Genomic DNA, 18,740 nt, shown 5'->3' with positions numbered 1-18,740 from the left:
CGCGTCAGCGGGGATGCAGCAACCGCCAAAAGGCGTCGATCAGCGGATCGCTGAGGCGTTTTTTCTGGACGCAAACTCCCAGCTCGAACGGTTCGACCATCGAGATATTATCCAACTGCGAGATGCGGTTGCGCACCGGTTCCGGGCTGTTGTCCACCACCACGCTCGGGATCAGCGCGATGCCGCAGCCCAGGGCCACCATCGACACGATCGCTTCGTGGCCACCGACGGTGGCGTAAATCAGCGGATTGCTGATGCGGTGACGGCGGAACCACAGCTCGATGCGTTTTCGCGAAGGGCCGTGTTCCGGCAGGATGAAAGGGATCTCGGCCCAGTCGGGCTTGTCGGCGAACGCCTGGCTGCGCACCGCGCAGGGCAGCGCCGGCGCGATCAGCACCAGCGGAATTTCGCCGATTTTGGTGAACGCCACGCTGGCGGGCAGCGTTTCCGGCCGGCCGGCGATGCCGAGATCGGCCTCGTTGGACTGCACCTTGTCGACCGCGTCGGCGGCGTCGCCGGTGGTCAGCTTGATCTCCACCAGCGGGTGCTGCGCGCGGAAGCGATCGAGGATCGGCGGCAGGTGGCTGTACGCTGCGGTCACCGAGCAGAACAGCCGCAGTTCGCCGCTCAGCGAAGGGCCGTGCTGGCCGAGCGAGTGCTTCAGCTGCTGATATTGCAGCAGCGTTTGCTGGGCGAATTCTTTCAGCTGTTCGCCGGCGTCGGTGAGCTGCACGGTGCGGTTATCGCGCAGGAACAGCGGCTGCCCGAGGATCTCTTCCAGCCGCTGGATCTGGCGGGAGAGCGTCGACGGGCTGACGTGCATCGCCTTGGCGGTGCGCCCGAAGTGATGGCTTTCGGCCAGATGCAGGAACAGCTTTAAATCACGTAAATCCATATCGATACGCTCGCAGTGAGAGTGTTGCAAAAATTGCAATATCACGTTCTCAATATATCAATTTAAGCAACGCATTTCCTGTTATACATTGAGTTTAACGAATCTCCGCACAGACAGGGCGGGGAATGAAAATAACAATGCAAGACAACATCAAACCGGAGTACCACCATGGCTAACTATTTCAACACATTGAACCTGCGTCAGCAGTTGGCGCAATTGGGTAAATGCCGCTTTATGGCGCGCGACGAATTTGCTGACGAAGCCGGCTACCTGAAAGGTAAAAAAGTGGTGATTGTCGGCTGTGGCGCCCAGGGTCTGAACCAGGGTCTGAACATGCGCGACTCCGGCCTGGATGTCGCCTATGCCCTGCGCAAAGAAGCGATCGACGAGAAGCGCGCTTCCTGGCGCAAGGCGACCGAAAACGGCTTTAAGGTCGGCACCTACGAAGATTTGATCCCGCAGGCGGATCTGGTGGTCAACCTGACGCCGGACAAGCAGCACTCTTCCGTAGTGCGTGCGGTGCAGCCGCTGATGAAAGACGGCGCGGCGCTGGGTTACTCCCACGGCTTCAACATCGTTGAAGTGGGTGAGCAGGTGCGTAAAGACATCACCGTGGTGATGGTCGCGCCGAAATGCCCGGGCACCGAAGTGCGTGAAGAGTACAAGCGCGGCTTCGGCGTGCCGACCCTGATTGCGGTTCACCCGGAAAACGATCCGAAAGGCGAAGGCATGGCGATCGCCAAGGCCTGGGCGGCGGCGACCGGCGGCCACCGCGCCGGCGTGCTGGAGTCTTCCTTCGTCGCTGAAGTGAAATCTGACCTGATGGGCGAGCAGACCATTCTGTGCGGCATGCTGCAGGCGGGTTCGCTGCTGTGCTTCGACAAGCTGGTTGCTGAGGGCACCGATCCGGCTTACGCTGAGAAACTGATTCAGTTCGGCTGGGAAACCATCACTGAAGCGCTGAAGCAGGGTGGCATCACTCTGATGATGGATCGCCTGTCCAACCCGGCCAAGCTGCGCGCCTATGCGCTGTCCGAACAGCTGAAAACCATCATGGCGCCGCTGTTCCAGAAGCACATGGACGACATCATCTCCGGCGCGTTCTCCAGCGGCATGATGGCCGACTGGGCGGAAGACGACGTGAAATTGCTGACCTGGCGCGAAGAGACCGGCAAAACCGCGTTCGAGAATGCGCCGCAGTTTGAAGGCAAAATCAGCGAGCAAGAGTACTTCGATCACGGTGTGCTGATGGTGGCGATGGTGAAAGCGGGCGTTGAGCTGGCGTTCGAAACCATGGTCGATGCCGGCATCATCGAAGAGTCGGCTTACTACGAGTCGCTGCACGAGCTGCCGCTGATCGCCAACACCATTGCGCGTAAGCGTCTGTATGAAATGAACGTGGTTATCTCCGATACCGCAGAGTACGGCAACTACCTGTTCGCCAACGCGGCGGTGCCGCTGCTGAAGGACTTCATGACCACCCTGCAGGCGGGCGATTTGGGCAAAGCCGTGGCGGGTACGGCGGTGGACAATGCGCAGCTGCGCGACGTGAACGAAGCGGTGCGCAGCCACCCTATCGAAACCGTCGGCCGTAAACTGCGCGGCTACATGACCGATATGAAACGCATCGCCGTCGCGGGCTGATTTTCCGCAAGGCAAAGCACAAAGAGAAAGAGCCGGCAGCGATGCCGGCTTTTTTTTATGCCTCCGGCATCATTGCGGCGGGAATGATGGCGCCGCGATGCTGGATCACCGTAGCGGCCAGCAGATGGCCGCGCTGCGCCGCCCGTTGGGCGCTACCGCCGTTCAGGCGGGCCGCCAGGTAACCGGCGCTGAAAGAATCGCCCGCTGCGGTGGTGTCGACGACACGCTCTGGCGGCAGCGCGATCGCCGGCACCTCAAGCTTCTCCCCTGCCATACTGAACACCAGGCAGGCGTGCGCGCCGCGTTTGATGACGATCTCGCCGACGCCGAGCGCCTGCGTGCGTGCGACCACCCGTTCGATAGGCTGCGCTCCCCACAGCAACTCTTCGTCATCCAGCGTCAGAAAAGCGATGTCGGTACAGGCCAGCACCTCGCGGTAGGCCTGCTGCGTTTCCTCACGGCTTTGCCACAGGCGCGGACGGTAATTGTTGTCGAAGATCACCTTGCCGCCGTTGGCGCGACAGCGGCGCAGCAGCGCCAGCAGTTTCATGCGATCGGCAGGCGCGAGGATCGCCAGGCTAATGCCGCTGAGGTACAGGTAATCGAACTGCGCCAGCCGTTCGCACAGTGTGTCGGCCTGCGGTCCCGTAAGCCAATACCGGGCGGCGGCGTCATTGCGCCAGTAGTAGAAAGTACGTTCGCCGGCGGCGTCGGTTTCGATGAGGTACAGGCCCGGCAGCTTGTTGTCGAATTGCTGAATCAACCCGGTCTCGATCTTCTCCTGCCGCCAGGCCTGCAGCATTTCGCCGCTGAAACTGTCGGTGCCGAGTGCGGTGACATAATGCACCCGCAGCGTCTGTTCCGGCATTTGGCGGGCGAGGTAGACGGCGGTGTTGAGGGTATCGCCGCCAAAGCCGCGCGTCAGCTGTGCGCCCTGCTGCGACAGCTCGATCATGCATTCGCCGATCACGGCGAGATTTCGGATAGTCATCGTCAATAAGCCCTGGCTAAAGAAGAAGCAATAGCCGTCAGTCTCCACGCAAGGCGGTAAGGGAGTCAATAAATTAAAACGGTGTTTTAATTTTTTATGATCGCGATCGGCGAACGCGGGCAGGACGGAGGAGAAACGGGCGGCAATTCGGCTTAAAGTTTTACGCCGCGTTGCCGATAAGCTGGGTAAAGAAACAGCGGCAGCGCTCTCATTTCCCCGCCACGGCGATAGTACCGATGATAACCAATCTGATCTCTGGTCTGCTGGCGCCTTGTTTTGCCCTCTATGCCTGCGCCAAATCGCGGCGCTACTGGCGGCAATGCCGGCGTTTGTATACCTTCCAGCCGATTTATCGCACCAGCGGCGCGCTGCTGGCGGTGGAACTGCTGACGGCGGTGTATCACCCGAATGAGCCGGACAAGCGGCAATCCCCGGAACATTATTTTTCCTCGCTCGGCGTCGCCCAGCGTTTGCAGGTGATCCAGGAACAGCTGGCGCTGTTGCAGCGCTGGCAGGCGTTGTTCATTCGTCACGCGGTGATGGTGTCGGTCAATATCGACGGCATCGCGCTGCAAGCGTTGCAGCGCCATAGCGCGTTGCAACGGCAGATCGCCGAAATGCCCTATCTGCGCTTCGAGCTGGTGGAGCACGCCGAAACGGCGTCAAACTGCCCGCTGCAGCAGATCGTCGGCGGCGAGCGGCTGTGGCTGGACGATTTCGGCAGCGGGCTGGCCAACTTCTCCGCCGTCGGCGCCTGGCGCTATCAATACATCAAGGTGGCGCGCGAATTGTTTACTTTGCTCAAACAGTCGGAAGAGGGCGTCCAGCTGCTCGGCACCCTGATCAAGATGATGAACCAGCACAGCGACGGGGTGATCGTCGAGGGCGTGGAAACCGAACAAGAGTGGCGGCTGGTGCAGCGTTCCGGCGCGTTGGCCGCACAGGGCTACTACCTGTCTCGCCCGGCGTGCTTTGAAACTCTGCACAGCGTGCCGACGCTGTTCGCCGCGCCCGGCGCGCCAGCGTGAACTCCGGCCTATCCTCAGCTAGGCTTAAACGGGGCTGCTAACTCCTTTTCCTTTCATTCGGCAGCCCGATTTATGCGCTGAGGGAGCCGCTATGACAAGAACAGGAAAGGTTTTCAGCTGGCTGGGCGGCATTGTGCTGCTGCTGATCGTCGCGCTGACGATCTTCATTGCTACCTTCGACTGGAATCGACTCAAGCCTACCATCAACGACAAAGTGTCGGCCGAACTGCGGCGACCGTTCGCCATTCGCGGCGATCTGGGCGTTGACTGGTCGCGCAATCCGGATGAGGGCGGCTGGCGCGCCTGGGTGCCCTGGCCGCATATTCACGCCGAAGACGTGTGGCTGGGTAACCCGAAAAACATGCCCGGCGACAGCATGGTGACGCTGCAGCGCGTCGACGCCAGCATTGCGCCGCTGGCGCTGCTGGGTAAAGAGCTGCTGATCCCGCGCATCTGGCTGAAGCAGCCGAATGCTTCGTTGCAACGTCTGGCCAACGGCGACAACAACTGGACGTTTGACCTGGCCGCCGGCCAGGATCCCAAGCAGCCGCCTTCCGATTGGTCGTTCACCGTTCACGACATCGTATTCGACAAGGGGCAGATCGCCTTTAGAGACGCCACGCTGAAGGCGGATTTCCGCGCCGTCATCGATCCGCTCGGCAAGCCGTTGCCGTTCAGTGAAGTGACCGGCAAACAGGGCGGCGACAAGGCCGCGACCCCCGATTACGTTTTCGGCTGGCAGGTGAAGGGCAAATATAACGGCGAGCCGTTGAGCGGCAGCGGCAAGATTGGCGGCATGTTGTCGCTGCAGAGCGCCGATTTGCCGTTCCCGCTGCAGGCCGATGTGCGCTCCGGCAGCACCCGGGTGGTGGTCGCGGGCACTTTGTCCGATCCGCTGAACCTCGGCGGCCTGGACGTACAGCTGAAATTTTCCGGTGAAAGCCTGAGCAACCTCTATGGCCTGACCGGCGTGTTGTTGCCGAACACCCCGCCGTATGCGACCGATGGCCATCTGACCGCCCGCCTGCATCAGCCGGGCGGGGCGGTGTTTGAGTACCAGAAATTCGACGGAAAAATCGGCGACAGCGACATTCACGGCAGCTTGAAGTACGTTGCCGGTAAACCGCGGCCCACGCTGAGCGGCGCGGTGAACTCCCGGCAGCTGAGGTTGGCGGATCTGGCGCCGCTGATCGGCGCGGACTCCAACGCCGCCAAAGCCGGGCGCGGCGAGAAAAGCCGTCAGCCTGCGGATAAGGTGCTGCCGGTCGAACAGTTCGATACGCAAAGCTGGAGCAAGATGGATGCGGACGTGAAGTTTGCCGCCGCGCGCATTGAACGCGGCAGCGATTTGCCGCTGAGCGATCTGGCCACGCACCTGAAGCTGAACAATGGCGAACTGCGCCTGGATCCGCTGCGCTTTGGCATGGCGGGCGGCAGCCTGAACGCCGTCGTGCGCCTCGACGGCGGCAAAAAGCCGATGCGTGGGCAGGTGGATATGCATGCACGCAAACTTCAGCTTAAACAGCTGTTGCCGAACGTGGAGGCGATGAAGCGCAGCCTCGGGCAGATGAACGGCGACGCCAGGTTGACGGGCAGCGGCAATTCGGTGGCCGAGCTGCTGGCGACCAGCAACGGCGATCTGCGCCTGCTGATCAATAACGGGGTGATCAGCCGTAGCCTGATGGAGATCCTCGGCCTGAACGTCGGTAACTATCTGGTGGCGCAGCTGTTCGGTGACGACGTGGTGGGCATCAACTGCGCGGCGGCGGACGTCGGCATCCGCAGCGGCGTCGCCGCGCCGCGACTGTTTGTGTTCGACACCGAAAACGCGGTGATCAACATCACCGGCAACACCAACCTCGCCACCGAACGGCTGGATTTGTCCATCGATCCGGAAAGCAAGGGCATGCGCGTGCTGACGCTGCGATCGCCGCTGTACGTGAAAGGCACCTTCAAGCATCCGGACGCCGGGGTCAAAGCCGGGCCGCTGATCGCGCGCGGCGCGGCGGCGGTGGCGTTGGGGGCGGTGCTGACGCCGGCGGCGGCGCTGCTGGCGCTGGTCTCGCCCAGTGAAGGCGGCGAGGAGAACCAGTGCGGGCAGATCCTGCGGGAGATGAAAGGCAAAAAATAATCAGGTGCGCGGCGGCGGCGTGAGCAGCCGGCAGTCGTGATCCTGGATCTCTTCCGCCGAGGCCAGGGTGAACGGCAGCAGGCTGCGCTCGGTTGCCAGCAGCAGTAAATCCCCGTCCGGCAGCGCGGTCATCGCCAGGCCGAAGCTGCCCATGCGCCCGTCGGCGCGCGGCAGGCCGGAGGCCAACAGGCGGAAGGCGCCCTGTTGTTCCAGTTCGGCAGGGGTCACCCGCCGCCCCAGATAGTCATGCCCCAACAGGCCGCCGGGCAGCGGTTGCCATTGCTCGATGAAATGGGGGCCGATCTGCGCCAGCCGCTGTTTTACCGCCGGCAGCAGGCAGGAGATATGAATGTGCAGCTGGTTTTGCGTGCGGCCGTATTCCGAATTGATCGCCAATGAAATATCGCCGTCGTCGATCGGTTTGCCATAGCGTTCCGCCATCACGTGGCGCGCGCGCCAGGCCTGGGCGAAGAAATTCGGCGTGGCGGCGTCCAGCACCGCCGGGCTTTCGATACCGGTGATTTTGGCGCTGGGCATCAGCAGGTATTGCAGCGGCCCGTTGCGATCTTTAAACACTACGAAACCGGCCTGTACATCCACCTGCGCGCAGGGCGCCGGGTTGTCGTGCGCCTGCTGATTGGGCAGACATTGCTGGCTGACGATGCGCCACAGCGCATCGGGATGGTCGGGTTTCAACCCGTAAAAGAGCGCGATGGCGATAGCCGCCAGCAGCGCCACGCAGACAAATACCCCACGACGCAGAGACATCGGCCGATCCTGTTACCGAGAGAAACGTCCAGCATAGCCCGGTTTTATGACAGGAAACGAACAACGCGTGCGGCCCCCCGCAGTGAGGGGGCCGCAGAGGATCACAGCGACTGGTGGCGGGTTTCTTTCATCAGCAGGAGGGCCAGCAGCGTCAGCCCGGCCATCGCCGCCAGGTACATGCCGACGTAAAACAGCCCGTAGTGGGCCGCCAGCCAGGTGGCGATGTAAGGCGCCACGGACGCGCCGAGAATCGACGCGACGTTGTAGGAGAACGAGGCGCCGGTATAGCGCACTTCGGTGGGGAACAGCTCCGGCAGCAGCGCGCCCATCGGGCCAAAGGTCAGCCCCATGATGCTCAGGCCGCACAGCAGGAAGCCCATCACCAGCGCCTGGTTGCCGGAACCCAGCAGGGTCGGGAACAGGAACGCGAAGCCGATCATCAGCAGGGTAATGGCGATCATGGTCTTGCGACGGCCGAGCGCGTCCGCCAGCAGGCCGGCGATGGGCACCATCACGCCGAAACCGATCACCGCCACCATCAGCATCCACAGGAAGCTGTTGCGGGAGTAACCGAGCCCCAGCGGCTGCGGCGCAGTGCCGTAGGTCATCGAATAGACCGTCATCAGATAAAACAGCGTGTAGGTCGCCAGCATGATGAAGGTGCCGAGGATGGTGGCTTTCAGGTGCTTGCTCAGCAGCGTGCCGAGCGGCACTTTCACCTGTTTGCCGGCCTTGGCCGCTTTGGCGAACACCGGCGTTTCATGCAATGACACCCGGACGTACAGGCCAATCAGCACCAATGCGGCGGAGAGGATGAACGGCACGCGCCAGCCCCATTCCATAAATTGCTGGTCGCTCAGCAGCCACGAGAGCAGCAGGAAGGTGCCGTTGGCGAAGAAGAAGCCGATCGGGGCGCCCAACTGGGGGAAGGAGCCGTACAGCGCACGTTTTTTGGCCGGCGCGTTCTCCGTCGCCAGCAAGGCGGCGCCGCCCCATTCGCCGCCCAGCCCCAGCCCTTGGCCAAAGCGCGCCAGCGCCAGCAGGATAGGGGCTAAGATGCCGATGGTTTCATAGCTCGGCAGTAGGCCGATCAGCACGGTGGAAATCCCCATGGTCAGCAGCGAGGCGACCAGCGTCACCTTGCGCCCCACGCGATCGCCGAAGTGGCCGAACAGCGCAGAGCCGATAGGGCGCGCGACAAAGGCGACGGCGAAGGTGGCCAGCGACTGCAGCGTCGCGGTGGTCGGGTCGCCCTGAGGGAAGAAGATGTGCGGGAACACGATCACCGCGGCGGTGGCGTAGATGTAAAAGTCGAAGAACTCGATGGCGGTGCCGACCAGCGAGGCGACGATGACTTTCCCGCGGGAATTCACCGGTGTAGACGCGTCGTCGGCGTCGAGTGGGGGTGCGATGGTGGCTTGCATATCTATTTCTTATTGTTGGAGGGGGTAAAAATCCATCTTAGTGACAGCATTGCGCCTTTTCAACGCTGGAACTTTGGGCAGCGCCGCCGCTAACCGGTTAAAAAGACTAATGTTTTACCTGACTTCTTTTCTGTAGCGTTAAACGTTGAGAAATAGGCTTCATGTAGTGTGAATGGCTGTAAAAACGGGAAAGAAAAGTGACTGAGTAGTTTGTTATGCTGGTTTTTCGAATGCCATGCCGCATGATTTAGAGGGATTGACTGGTTTTTTGCTTATTAACCAGAGGAAAGTGCCGGCGCGTGCGATAACACCGGCACGATTGCATGGCTTCAGCGTGCCGGCGGCTCGCGTTCCGGCAAGGCTTTGTCGCCTTTGTAGTCGGCCGTTGCGATCCAGGCGGCGCAAAACAGCGTCAGGCGGGCGAAGAAGTAAAAGAACGCCATCAGCCCGATCACCGAGCCGAAGGCCGCGCCGGAAGGCGATTTCGCCACCTGCGGCAGCGTCATCGTCATCACGAATTTGATCACCTCAAAGCCGATAGCCGCAAGCAAGGTGCCGCGCAGCAGCGCTTTTTTCTTCGGTTTGTGGCGCGGCAGCATCCAGAAAATCCACAGGAATAGCAGATAGTTGGCGAAAATCGAGATCGACAGCGCGATCGTCGTCAGCGCCGGCCGCAGCCATTCGATGCCGTCCAGCCCCAGCGCGTTGACGATCGCCGCCTGCGCCGATCCGGCGACCGAGGTTAGCGACAGCGTGATAATCAGCGCGACCACCAGGCCGGTCAGCGAGATGAAGTCGCGGGTGTACTTGAAATAGATTTTCTCCTGATCCTGCGGATTGCGCTCCCAGACGTCACGCGACTGCGCGCGGATCGCTTCGCGCAGGTTGCCCATCCAACTGATGCCGGAATAGAGTGCCAGCGCCAGGCCGGTCAATCCCACGGTGGTGCGCTGCTGAATGGCGGTGTTCACGGTGTTCTTCAGCGTGCTGGCCAGCGTCGGATCGCTGATGCTGCCGACGATCCGGTTGATCAAACGGGCCAGCAGATCCGGGTTGGAAGCCAGCACGAAACCGGCGGCGGCGAACGACACCATCAGGATCGGGATCAGCGAGAGGAATGAAAAATAGGTGATGGCGGCGCCGAACTGGCTGCCCAGCCGATCGTTAAAGCGTTCGGCGGCGCGCAGCAGGTGCGCAACGCTCGGCCAGGCTTTGATGCGTTCAATCAGACGTGAAAAACCGCTGATGCGGCGGTCGAGCGTTTCATGGCCGGTCTTGATGGCGATAAGCGGCTTCGGCGGCGTGTCTTGTGCGGGCTGGCGGCGTTCCTGGTCTGGTCCTGTAGGCATTACTTCACGATTTCCTTAACGTTAAACGGCATGTATCCGCGTTGATTATAGCCAAAGCCCCGCGGCGTTTTGAGCGCCGGGGCGGCAAACGGTCATTTTCCGAGCTTAACGCGTTAGCGCCCGGCATGAAATGCCAGGAGGCGGCCGATAGGTAAAATTCCTATGAAAACCCCGCGGCGCCTCGGTTTTTTTTCACTTCCCTACCTCCAATTTTTATCTGTTTCGTCGGCGAGAAAGCGTTTACTCATGATGTGGCGCCACGCGTTACCAAGCGCCGCTCCGCTGCAGCCGTAGGGGCTGGAACGGTCTCACCCGTCATCAACAGAAAAACTGGAAGGTCTTATGAAATTGCTTAATCACCCCACCTGCCGTCCGTTTACCGAAGCGGGCAATCTGTCGCAGCTTTCCGCCTACTATGAAGAGGAGAGGCATATCATGTGGATGCTGCTGCGCGCTGCGCCGCGTCCTTGCTTTAATCAGGCGCTGATTGAAGACATCATGACGCTGGCGCAGGCGGCGAAAGAGTCTTCGCTGCGGTTCGATTTCTGGGTCACCGGCTCGCTGGTGCCGAACATGTTTAACGTCGGCGGCGATCTGCAGTTCTTCGCCGAAGCCATCAAGAACCGCAAACGCGAGGCGATGATGGCCTACGCGCGTGCCTGCATCGACTGCGTGCATGCGGCGGCGCGCGGTTTCGATACCGGCGCGGTCAGCATTGCGATGGTCGAAGGCAGCGCGCTGGGCGGCGGCTTTGAAGCGGCGCTGGCGCACCATTTCGTGTTGGCGCAGAACAATGCGCGCATGGGGTTCCCGGAGATTGCGTTCAACCTGTTTCCCGGCATGGGCGGTTACTCGCTGGTGGCGCGCAAGGCGGGCATGCGCTTGGCCGAAGAACTGATTTGGGGCGGCGAGTCGCACACCGCAGAGTGGTTCGAGAGCCGTGGGCTGGTGGATCAGCTGTTCCAGCCCGGCGACGCCTACATGGCGACGCGCACTTTCATCGATACCATCCGGCCGAAGCTCAACGGCATGCGCGCCATGTTGCGGGCGCGTCAGCGCGTGCTGCAGCTGACGCGTTCCGAGCTGATGGACATTACCGAGGATTGGGTGCACTCGGCCTTCACCATTGAGGAAAAAGATCGCGCCTACATCGAGCGGCTGGTGATGTTGCAGGATCGCCACACCCTGAACCTGCGTCGTGCCGGCTAACGTTAACGCGCCCGCCTCACGCGGAAGGTGAGCGCGGGCGATAGGACTGCAGCCAATGCTCCAGCTGTTCCGGGAGCATTGGCCGCGCAAACAGAAAGCCCTGCTTTTCGTCCACGCCGACCTCGTCGAGGAACTGATTTTCGCTCTCGGTCTCCACCCCTTCGGCGATCACGCGGAAGGCCAGCGCCTCTGCCGCCGCGACGATCGCGCGCACCAGCGATTGCGAAACCGGGTTGAAATTCACCCCGCGCACGAAGCTTTTATCCAGCTTGATGGCGTCCAGCGGAATACGCGCCAGCTGCGCCAGCGACGAATAGCCGGTGCCGAAATCGTCGAGATGCACCTGCGCGCCCAGCTCGCGTAGCCGGGTGATCAGCACGCGCGCGCGGTTTTCGTCTTCAATCAGGCTGCTTTCAGTCAACTCGAAGTCCAGCAGGCAAGGGGCCATGCGGTGACGGCGCAGCACCCCGAGCAGATCGTTGACGATGCCGTCGTCGGCCAGCTGTCGGGCGGAGAGGTTGACCGCCACCCGCAGATTCAATCCCCGCTCTCGCCACTGCGCCGCCTGGCAGGCGGCGGTCTGCAACACCCATTGGCCCAGCGGGCCGATCAGGCCGGACTCCTCGGCGTAGGAGATGAACTGCAGCGGCGGGATCAGGCCGCGCTCCGGCGAATCCCAGCGCACCAGCGCTTCCACGCTGTGCACTTCACCGCTGCGCGCGTCGATTTTAGGCTGGTAATACAATACCAGCTGATTTTGCTCCAGCCCTTTACGCAGGTTGGTGTCCAGCCACATGTATTCGGCGACGCGCTTGTTCATCTCCGGCGAGAAGACGGTATAGGTGCGCTTGCCGTGCTCCTTGGCGACGTACATGGCGGTATCGGCGCTGCGGATCAGGCTGTCGAGATCGTTGCCGTGCTCCGGGCACAGCGCGATGCCGATCGAACAGCCGGTATACACTTCGATCAGGCCGATGCGGAAAGGGGTCTTCAGCCGATCGATGATGCGCTGCGCCAGCGTTTGCAAACGTTCGCGATCGGTCTGAGGCGCCAGCACCAAAAATTCGTCGCCGCCGAGGCGGGCGAGCACCTGATCCGGGCTCAGGCAGCCGAGGATCGCCAGCGAGACCTCAACCAGCAGCCGATCGCCGAACATATGGCCGTAGGCGTCGTTGACCTTTTTGAAGTTGTCGAGATCGAGGTACACCAGGCCGAAACTCTCTTCGCCGCGCGTGGCGATGGCGTGGTTGATCTTGTCCTGGATGGCGTTACGGTTCGGCAGGCCAGTGATGATATCGGTGTTGGCCAGCACCCGCAGCCGTTCCTGCGCGCGACGCTCTTCGGTGATGTCGGTTCCTGAGCAGATCAGAAACACCTCGTTCTTGCCGCTGCCGCTGTGCACGAACTTATTGCGGAACAGGAACAGCCGCTCGCCCTTGACCGTCTTTACCCAGCGTTCCACCTCATACGAAGAGCCGTTGCGGAAGAAGCCGGCGATGTTGCGCCGCGAGGCGGCGGCTTCTTCCGGGCTCATAAACAGCTGGAAAACGTTCTTGCCGATCACCTCGTGTTCGTGCAGCCCGGTGTACTCCTCGCTCAGCCGATTGAAGCGCTGGATGCGGCCGTGCTGGTCGACGATCACGATCACCGAGTTGGCTTCGGACACCACCTGCTCGGCGAAGGAGAGCCCATGCACCAGATCGCGCGCCACGGATTGGGTATCGCTGAACGCGGACGCGGTGCCCGCCCATTCGAGGTTATTGACGCGGCGTCCGACCAGATGCAGATGCAGCGGTTCGCCGGCCAGCTTGATGGTGAGTTCAAGGCTGGCGGTCACACCGGTCAAACGGCGAATTTTCGCCGCGTCCATGGCGCTCAGCGCCACCGCGACGTGGGCTTTGCCCTTAACGGCGGAAAGCTCCAGGGCATTGCTGTCAAACGCCAGCCGCCAGTGGGGGCTCTGGGTGCCGAAGTGGGCGTTAAGAAGCTCAGGGCCTTGGTCTGCGGACATGATGATTCCTCAAAAGAGCACGGGCGGCCGGTCAGCACGAAGAACCGCTGGCGGCCTGTGGCCCGAAAGTGGTCGCCGTGCGCGTCTGTGCATCATATAACAGGTTTTCACAGGCGGGGCGGGTAATGGAAACTATTCTATAAGCAATGATTAGTTTTGCGGTGTACGCGCCACCCGGCGACCGGTTGTCTTAAAGTGTAGGAGGAGAACATCGGGCCGCGCGAAGTTTGTACAGATTCTTCTCGCTAACGAAAAACGGTTGATGCAAGGTTGCCGTGAACGTGAGTAAATTATAGCGTTGAGGGTGAGACTGAAAAATAACTCCGCCGAGGGGATTTGCGCCGGGAAATTAAAATTTCCGCCGAATAAACGCCATCTTCATAGTTTTCTCATAATTGGTGAATAAACCCGTGACGGGTTTTAAAAAGTTTACACACCCTCGCATTACTTGAATTTTATCAGCCTATTATTATCTTCGACGAACGAATGAGCCTGTTAACGTACAGCGCTCCTGATGAAGAAAAATTTTTAAGGAAATGATTATGCGTAAATTGACGGCTTTATTTATTGCTTCCACGCTGGCTCTGGGTTCTGCTTCTGCGGCGTTCGCCGCTGATACGACGGCGGCCCCGGCTGCGGATGCGGCGCCGATGAAAATGATGCATCACAAGGGTGAAGGTAAAGGCGGCCCGTTCGCCGGGCTGAACCTGACCGAGCAGCAGCGCCAGCAAATGCGCGATATCATGAAAGAGTCGCACTCGAAACGCGGTCCGGGCATGAAAGAGGAACGCCAGGCGCTGCATAATCTGGTCGCTTCCGACAGCTTCGATGAAGCGAAGGCGAAGGCGCAAATTGACGCGATCGGCAAAGCGCAATCCGAACGCATGCTGGAACGCGCCAAGGCGGAAAATAAAATGTATAACCTGCTGACCCCTGAGCAGAAAAAACAATACAATGAGAATTATCAGAAACGTGAGCAAAAGATGATGGACCATATGAATAAAATGAAGGAGCAGATGTCCTCCGGTCAGTAATATACGCTCGCGGTAAATAAAAAAGGGCCAGACTATTTGTCTGGCCTTTTTTTTTCCGGCGTTATCACCGGCAGACCCGGCAGCGAGTGATTATCATTCCCCATCGGCAATGTGTCGGAACTGTTCGGCAACGGCCTGCGCAAAGCGCGGATCGTTAATATGGTAAGGCGTTTTTATTAACCGGCGCTTATGGGTGGCGTGCACCGTCTCCTCCAGCGTTTGCGTAAAGGCGGCCAGCGCCGCCGGATCCCAGAACGGTTGCCCAGGCGCATCCAGCGCCGACACGCCGCCCGCCGGGATCACGAAGCGCACTTCTCCCGCGCAGGCGTTGATTTTCTCGCCAATCCAATGGCCGATTAGCGCATTTTCCCGCGGGCTGGTGCGCACCAGCGTCACTTGCGGATTGTGATGGTGGCGCAGGCGGTTCGCGTAGCGAGCCGGCACCGTATTCAGCGCGCCGAAATTGATCATGTCGATCGCGCCGCAGGAGAGGACGCACGGGATGCCGGTACGCGCGATAGCCCCGAAACGATCTGCATTGCAGGGCAGCACACCGCCAAACAGGTAATCGGTCACTTCGGTGGTGGTCAAATCGATAGCGCCGTGCAGTTGCCGGTTATCGATCAGTTTTTCCAGCGCTCTGCCACCGCTGCCGGTCGCGTGAAATGTCAGGCAGTCCCATTGCGGCTCAAGATCGGCAACCAGCGCCTGAATGCAGGGGGTGGTGACGCCAAACATCGTCAGGCCGATTGCGGGCTTGTCGTCGTGATGATCGACGGCGGCGAAGCGGACTGCGCCGGCTATCTGGCGCGCCGCATTGCCCAGCACCCGGCGCGAGATACGGTTCAGGCCGGCGAGATCGGTGACCGAATACAACATGCTGATATCACTGGCGCCGACATAGGCGGAAACGTCTCCCGCCGCCATGCTCGAGACCATCAATTTCGGCAGGCCAATCGGCAACTGCTGCATTGCCGGCGTGATGATGGCGGTGCCGCCGGAGCCGCCCAGGCCAAGCAGGCCGGCGATATCGCGGCGCGTCAGGATAAAACGTTCGAAAGCGGTCGCCATGGCGGCGATTGCCTGGCCGCGGCTGGCTAGAAAGACCGCGCCTGCGCCCGCCGGATGGTGACGAGCGACCTCTTCTGGGCCGATATCGGCCGGGGAGTCAAACGGCAAGCTTCGGGTGGAGAGATCGACGGTTCGCGTGGGTAAATTCAGGCTGGCAATCAGCCGCCGCACATACTCCAACTCTTGTCCTTTCGTATCTGCTGTGGTAGCAATATAGACAAAATTTGAAGTATCTTTCATGGGTTTTTCCGGTGTGTTTCTAATTTTTATTTAAAAATTAATGTATTATATTTTTTTAGGTGCCCTGGTGTTGGCATTTAAATTAAATTGGTTAATGTATTTATATAATGAGACGGCAGTATCATTTTTGCAAGGGCAGCTCAGTGCAAAATGGGACTCCTGTCTCATTTTTGAGCTTTTTGCGCGGCCAACCCTTTGTCGTCAACCTGTCGGCAGTGGCGTCTCGCCTGTCGCGCAAGCGTGTACAGATGTATGAGGTTTAAGTGCCGATAAATGCTTTTCCCACCCCGTCCGACCTTTCTCTGACCTCCGCCCGGGCGAAAACACATCGTTTGTTGCTGGCCAGCGCAATGACGCTGTATGGCGAGGGCGCGTTTCCATCGATCACCGATCTGGCGGCGCATGCGCAGGTATCGCGCGCGACCGCCTACCGCTATTTCCCGACCCAAAGCGCATTAATTACTGCGGTGGTGGCGGAAAGTCTGGGGCCTATTCTGGCGTGGCGCCCGCACGACGATGATGCCCTGAAGCGCATCCAGCAGTTGCTGACGTTGGCCTATCCTCAGATGGAGCGACACGAAGGGGCGCTGCGCGCCGCATTGCAGCTCTCTTTGCAGCAGTGGGCGCACGCCACGCCGGGCGAAAAGTTTGTGCGCGGCAACCGCAAGCGGCTGCTGGCGCTGGCGGTAGAGCCGTTGCAGGGTAAACTGCCGCCAGATTCTTTACAGAGAGTGATTCATGCTTTCTCGTTGATTTACGGTTCTGAGGTGTTCCTGGTGCTGAAAGATATCTGGGGGCTGGAGCTTGAGGGTATCCAGGATGTCACGCAATGGATGGCCAAAGCCATCCTGCGTCAGGCGGAAGAGGATGCGATGAACAGCAAAAAAACATCAGCAGGATAATCCAATTTTTGCCGCTGCCTGAGTGAAAAACCAGCATAATTCACTGAGTAAATATTGGCAAAAGTTATAATTAAAAGTGATAAAAAGCGCCTGTTAAGCACTTTTCAGGCGACGCTCTCCTTGGTTGTCTTTTAATTAAATATCATTATTTATCATTGAATTAAAGTGATTCCTTTCCACGGAGGAATGCCGCCTCAGCGCTGAGCGAGATCATTCTCTTTCCTTATCGTCCCCCGTCTGATTCATCCCTGAAACGTTCTCTCCGCCCACCGAACTGCCGAGTGACACATTAAGCGCACTTGAGATTGTTGTGCTTTATTTATTTGGTGTTACCAAACTGTTACACAAAAAATCTTATAAAACATTTGCAAACAACAACGGACGGTATCTGGGATGGAGAAGAAACTTAGAGGAGTCAAATCCGCTCGGGCGGCCTTCGGCTGGCCTGAAATCGGAGTTCATCGCGCACAATGGAGCGCAATGCTGATCTGCCTGACGGCGATCGGCGGCGCGCAGGCCTCCAGCTATATAGAGAACGGCAAAGCGGGCGATCCGGCCAGCTGGCGCAGCAGCGAGTTCAATGCAGAGTGGGGGCTGGGGGCGATCCACGCCGACCAGGCCTACGCCGCCGGTTATACCGGAAAAGGCATCAAACTTGGCATTTTCGATCAGCCGGTCTACGCCAAGCACCCGGAGTTTGCCGGTGAGAATAAGGTGATCAATCTGGTTACCGAAGGCATCCGCGAATACACCGATCCCTATATTCCGGTGAAAAAAGGCGACACTTTCCGCTATGACGGTACGCCGAGCGTGGATTCCGATGGCACGCTCGGTTCGCACGGTACCCACGTGGGTGGCATCGCCGCCGGCAGCCGCGACGGCGGCGCCATGCACGGCGTGGCGTTCAATGCGCAGATCATCAGCGCCGAAAACGGCGATCCCGGCCCGGAGGACGGCATCATCCTCGGCAACGACGGCGCGGTGTACCAGGCCGGTTGGGATGCGCTGGTGGCCAGCGGCGCGCGCATCATCAACAACAGCTGGGGCATCGGCATTACCGAGAAGTTTGATGAGGGCGGTTATGACCCGGCTTATCCGCATTTCACAGTAAACGATGCGCAAAAGCAGTTCGATCAGATCAAACAGATCCTCGGCACCAAGCCCGGCGGCGCCTATCAGGGCGCGATCGACGCGGCGCGCAGCGGCGTGGTCACCATCTTCGCCGCCGGTAACGACGGCAATCTGAATAACCCCGATGCCATGGCCGGCCTGGCCTATTTCGTGCCGGAGATTGCACCGAACTGGCTGTCGGTCGCCAGCTTGCAGGACCCCTCTAATAGCGGCGATTACAGCATCAGCACCTTCTCTTCCCGCTGCGGCTACACCGCCAGCTTCTGCGTTTCGGCGCCGGGCACCCGGGTATACAGCTCGGTGATTGAAGGCACCAGCGTGGAGAATCTGACGACCGGCTACGCCAAATACAGCGGCACCTCGATGGCGGCGCCGCACGTGGCCGGCAGCGTTGCGGTGCTGATGGAGCGTTTCCCGTATCTGAGCGGCGCACAGGTGGCGGAAGTGCTGAAAACCACCGCCACCGACATGGGCGCGCCGGGCATCGACGCGCTCTACGGCTGGGGGATGATCAACCTGGGCAAGGCTATCAACGGGCCTGGCATGTTGGTGACCGTCGAGGATATTCCCGCAGAGTTCCGTATTCCGGATCCGACGGGCGTGGCCTACGGCCCGACCCAGTTCGTGGTGGATCTGCCGGGCGTCGGCGCGGTGCTGGACAAGGGCAAACCGACCGAGCGCGTCTGCAGCGATGTGCTGTGCGGGCTGGATGTCTGGAGCAACGATATATCCGGCCACGGCGGCCTGACCAAGCAGGGTATCGGCACCCTGGTGCTGACCGGTAACAACACCTATTCCGGCCCGACGCTGGTCAATCAGGGGCGGCTGGCGATCAACGGCTCGGTCACCTCGGACGTCAGCGTGCAGAGCGGCGGCATCGTCGGCGGCAGCGGCACGGTCGGTTCGCTGACC

The 18,740-nt window shown here is 60.2% G+C and carries 14 protein-coding genes; 7 read left to right on the top strand and 7 right to left on the bottom strand.

All coding sequences use genetic code 11. From position 1 onward, the window contains the following. Positions 1 to 4: 4 nt before the first annotated feature. On the bottom strand, positions 5 to 895 hold the full coding sequence (gene ilvY / locus IMX17_RS24535) for an HTH-type transcriptional activator IlvY (RefSeq protein WP_004929971.1): 891 nt from the start codon (positions 893 to 895) through the stop codon (positions 5 to 7). A 168-nt stretch (positions 896 to 1,063) separates the two neighbouring features. On the opposite strand from ilvY, the gene ilvC reads away from it, so the two are divergent. Then, a complete protein-coding gene (gene ilvC, locus IMX17_RS24530) occupies positions 1,064 to 2,539 on the top strand; it encodes a ketol-acid reductoisomerase (protein WP_033636408.1) in 1,476 nt (491 codons plus the stop codon). A gap of 55 nt (positions 2,540 to 2,594) precedes the next feature. On the opposite strand, the gene IMX17_RS24525 is transcribed toward ilvC, so the two are convergent. Continuing rightward, positions 2,595 to 3,530 (bottom strand): sugar kinase, encoded by a 936-nt coding sequence (locus IMX17_RS24525; protein ID WP_182265680.1) that lies wholly within the window; start codon positions 3,528 to 3,530, stop codon positions 2,595 to 2,597. Positions 3,531 to 3,766: 236 nt separating this feature from the next. Here IMX17_RS24525 and pdeH point away from each other — a divergent pair, with 236 nt between their 5' ends. Both pdeH and IMX17_RS24515 read left to right on the top strand, forming a co-directional pair. Continuing rightward, positions 3,767 to 4,558: a cyclic-guanylate-specific phosphodiesterase gene (pdeH, locus tag IMX17_RS24520; RefSeq protein WP_046898887.1), complete on the top strand. Its 792-nt coding sequence runs from the start codon at positions 3,767 to 3,769 to the stop codon at positions 4,556 to 4,558. Between the two features lie 91 nt (positions 4,559 to 4,649). Next, the gene (locus IMX17_RS24515) at positions 4,650 to 6,689 is read left to right on the top strand and encodes an AsmA family protein (protein WP_193550318.1); all 2,040 of its coding nucleotides are present in this window, start codon (positions 4,650 to 4,652) and stop codon (positions 6,687 to 6,689) included. Here IMX17_RS24515 and IMX17_RS24510 read toward each other — a convergent pair whose 3' ends face one another. The 3 genes from IMX17_RS24510 to yhjD form a co-directional block, all read right to left on the bottom strand. Continuing rightward, a complete protein-coding gene (locus tag IMX17_RS24510) occupies positions 6,690 to 7,457 on the bottom strand; it encodes a CDP-diacylglycerol diphosphatase (RefSeq protein ID WP_193550317.1) in 768 nt (255 codons plus the stop codon). It lies immediately after the preceding gene. Between the two features lie 101 nt (positions 7,458 to 7,558). Continuing rightward, positions 7,559 to 8,881, bottom strand: a complete 1,323-nt coding sequence (locus IMX17_RS24505; RefSeq protein WP_193550316.1) for an MFS transporter — start codon at positions 8,879 to 8,881, stop codon at positions 7,559 to 7,561. 329 nt (positions 8,882 to 9,210) lie between these two features. Further along, positions 9,211 to 10,230: an inner membrane protein YhjD gene (yhjD, locus tag IMX17_RS24500; RefSeq protein WP_021505224.1), complete on the bottom strand. Its 1,020-nt coding sequence runs from the start codon at positions 10,228 to 10,230 to the stop codon at positions 9,211 to 9,213. A 342-nt stretch (positions 10,231 to 10,572) separates the two neighbouring features. On the opposite strand from yhjD, the gene IMX17_RS24495 reads away from it, so the two are divergent. Further along, positions 10,573 to 11,439 carry a crotonase/enoyl-CoA hydratase family protein gene (locus IMX17_RS24495; RefSeq protein ID WP_033652699.1) on the top strand — a complete coding sequence of 289 codons (867 nt, stop codon included), beginning with the start codon at positions 10,573 to 10,575 and terminating at the stop codon, positions 11,437 to 11,439. A gap of 16 nt (positions 11,440 to 11,455) precedes the next feature. On the opposite strand, the gene pdeR is transcribed toward IMX17_RS24495, so the two are convergent. Then, positions 11,456 to 13,450, bottom strand: coding sequence for a cyclic di-GMP phosphodiesterase (gene pdeR / locus IMX17_RS24490; RefSeq protein ID WP_193550315.1), 1,995 nt, complete (start codon positions 13,448 to 13,450; stop codon positions 11,456 to 11,458). A gap of 542 nt (positions 13,451 to 13,992) precedes the next feature. Between pdeR and spy the strand changes: the two genes are divergently transcribed. Further along, complete coding sequence (spy, locus tag IMX17_RS24485; protein ID WP_033645367.1) at positions 13,993 to 14,484, top strand: ATP-independent periplasmic protein-refolding chaperone Spy; 492 nt, start codon at positions 13,993 to 13,995, stop codon at positions 14,482 to 14,484. A gap of 93 nt (positions 14,485 to 14,577) precedes the next feature. On the opposite strand, the gene IMX17_RS24480 is transcribed toward spy, so the two are convergent. Continuing rightward, positions 14,578 to 15,795, bottom strand: coding sequence for a Tm-1-like ATP-binding domain-containing protein (locus IMX17_RS24480; protein WP_182265683.1), 1,218 nt, complete (start codon positions 15,793 to 15,795; stop codon positions 14,578 to 14,580). A gap of 263 nt (positions 15,796 to 16,058) precedes the next feature. On the opposite strand from IMX17_RS24480, the gene IMX17_RS24475 reads away from it, so the two are divergent. Together IMX17_RS24475 and IMX17_RS24470 are read left to right on the top strand one after the other, a co-directional pair. After that, the gene (locus IMX17_RS24475) at positions 16,059 to 16,697 is read left to right on the top strand and encodes a TetR/AcrR family transcriptional regulator (protein ID WP_193550314.1); all 639 of its coding nucleotides are present in this window, start codon (positions 16,059 to 16,061) and stop codon (positions 16,695 to 16,697) included. 480 nt (positions 16,698 to 17,177) lie between these two features. Further along, on the top strand, positions 17,178 to 18,740 hold a 1,563-nt coding region (locus IMX17_RS24470; RefSeq protein WP_227414697.1), incomplete at its 3' end, for a S8 family serine peptidase.

Source organism: Serratia sp. X3, assembly GCF_014982455.1.
Classification (GTDB): Bacteria; Pseudomonadota; Gammaproteobacteria; order Enterobacterales; family Enterobacteriaceae; genus Serratia; species Serratia ureilytica.
Note: the sequence above shows the minus strand (reverse complement) of the source record. Positions and strands in the feature narration are given on the sequence as shown.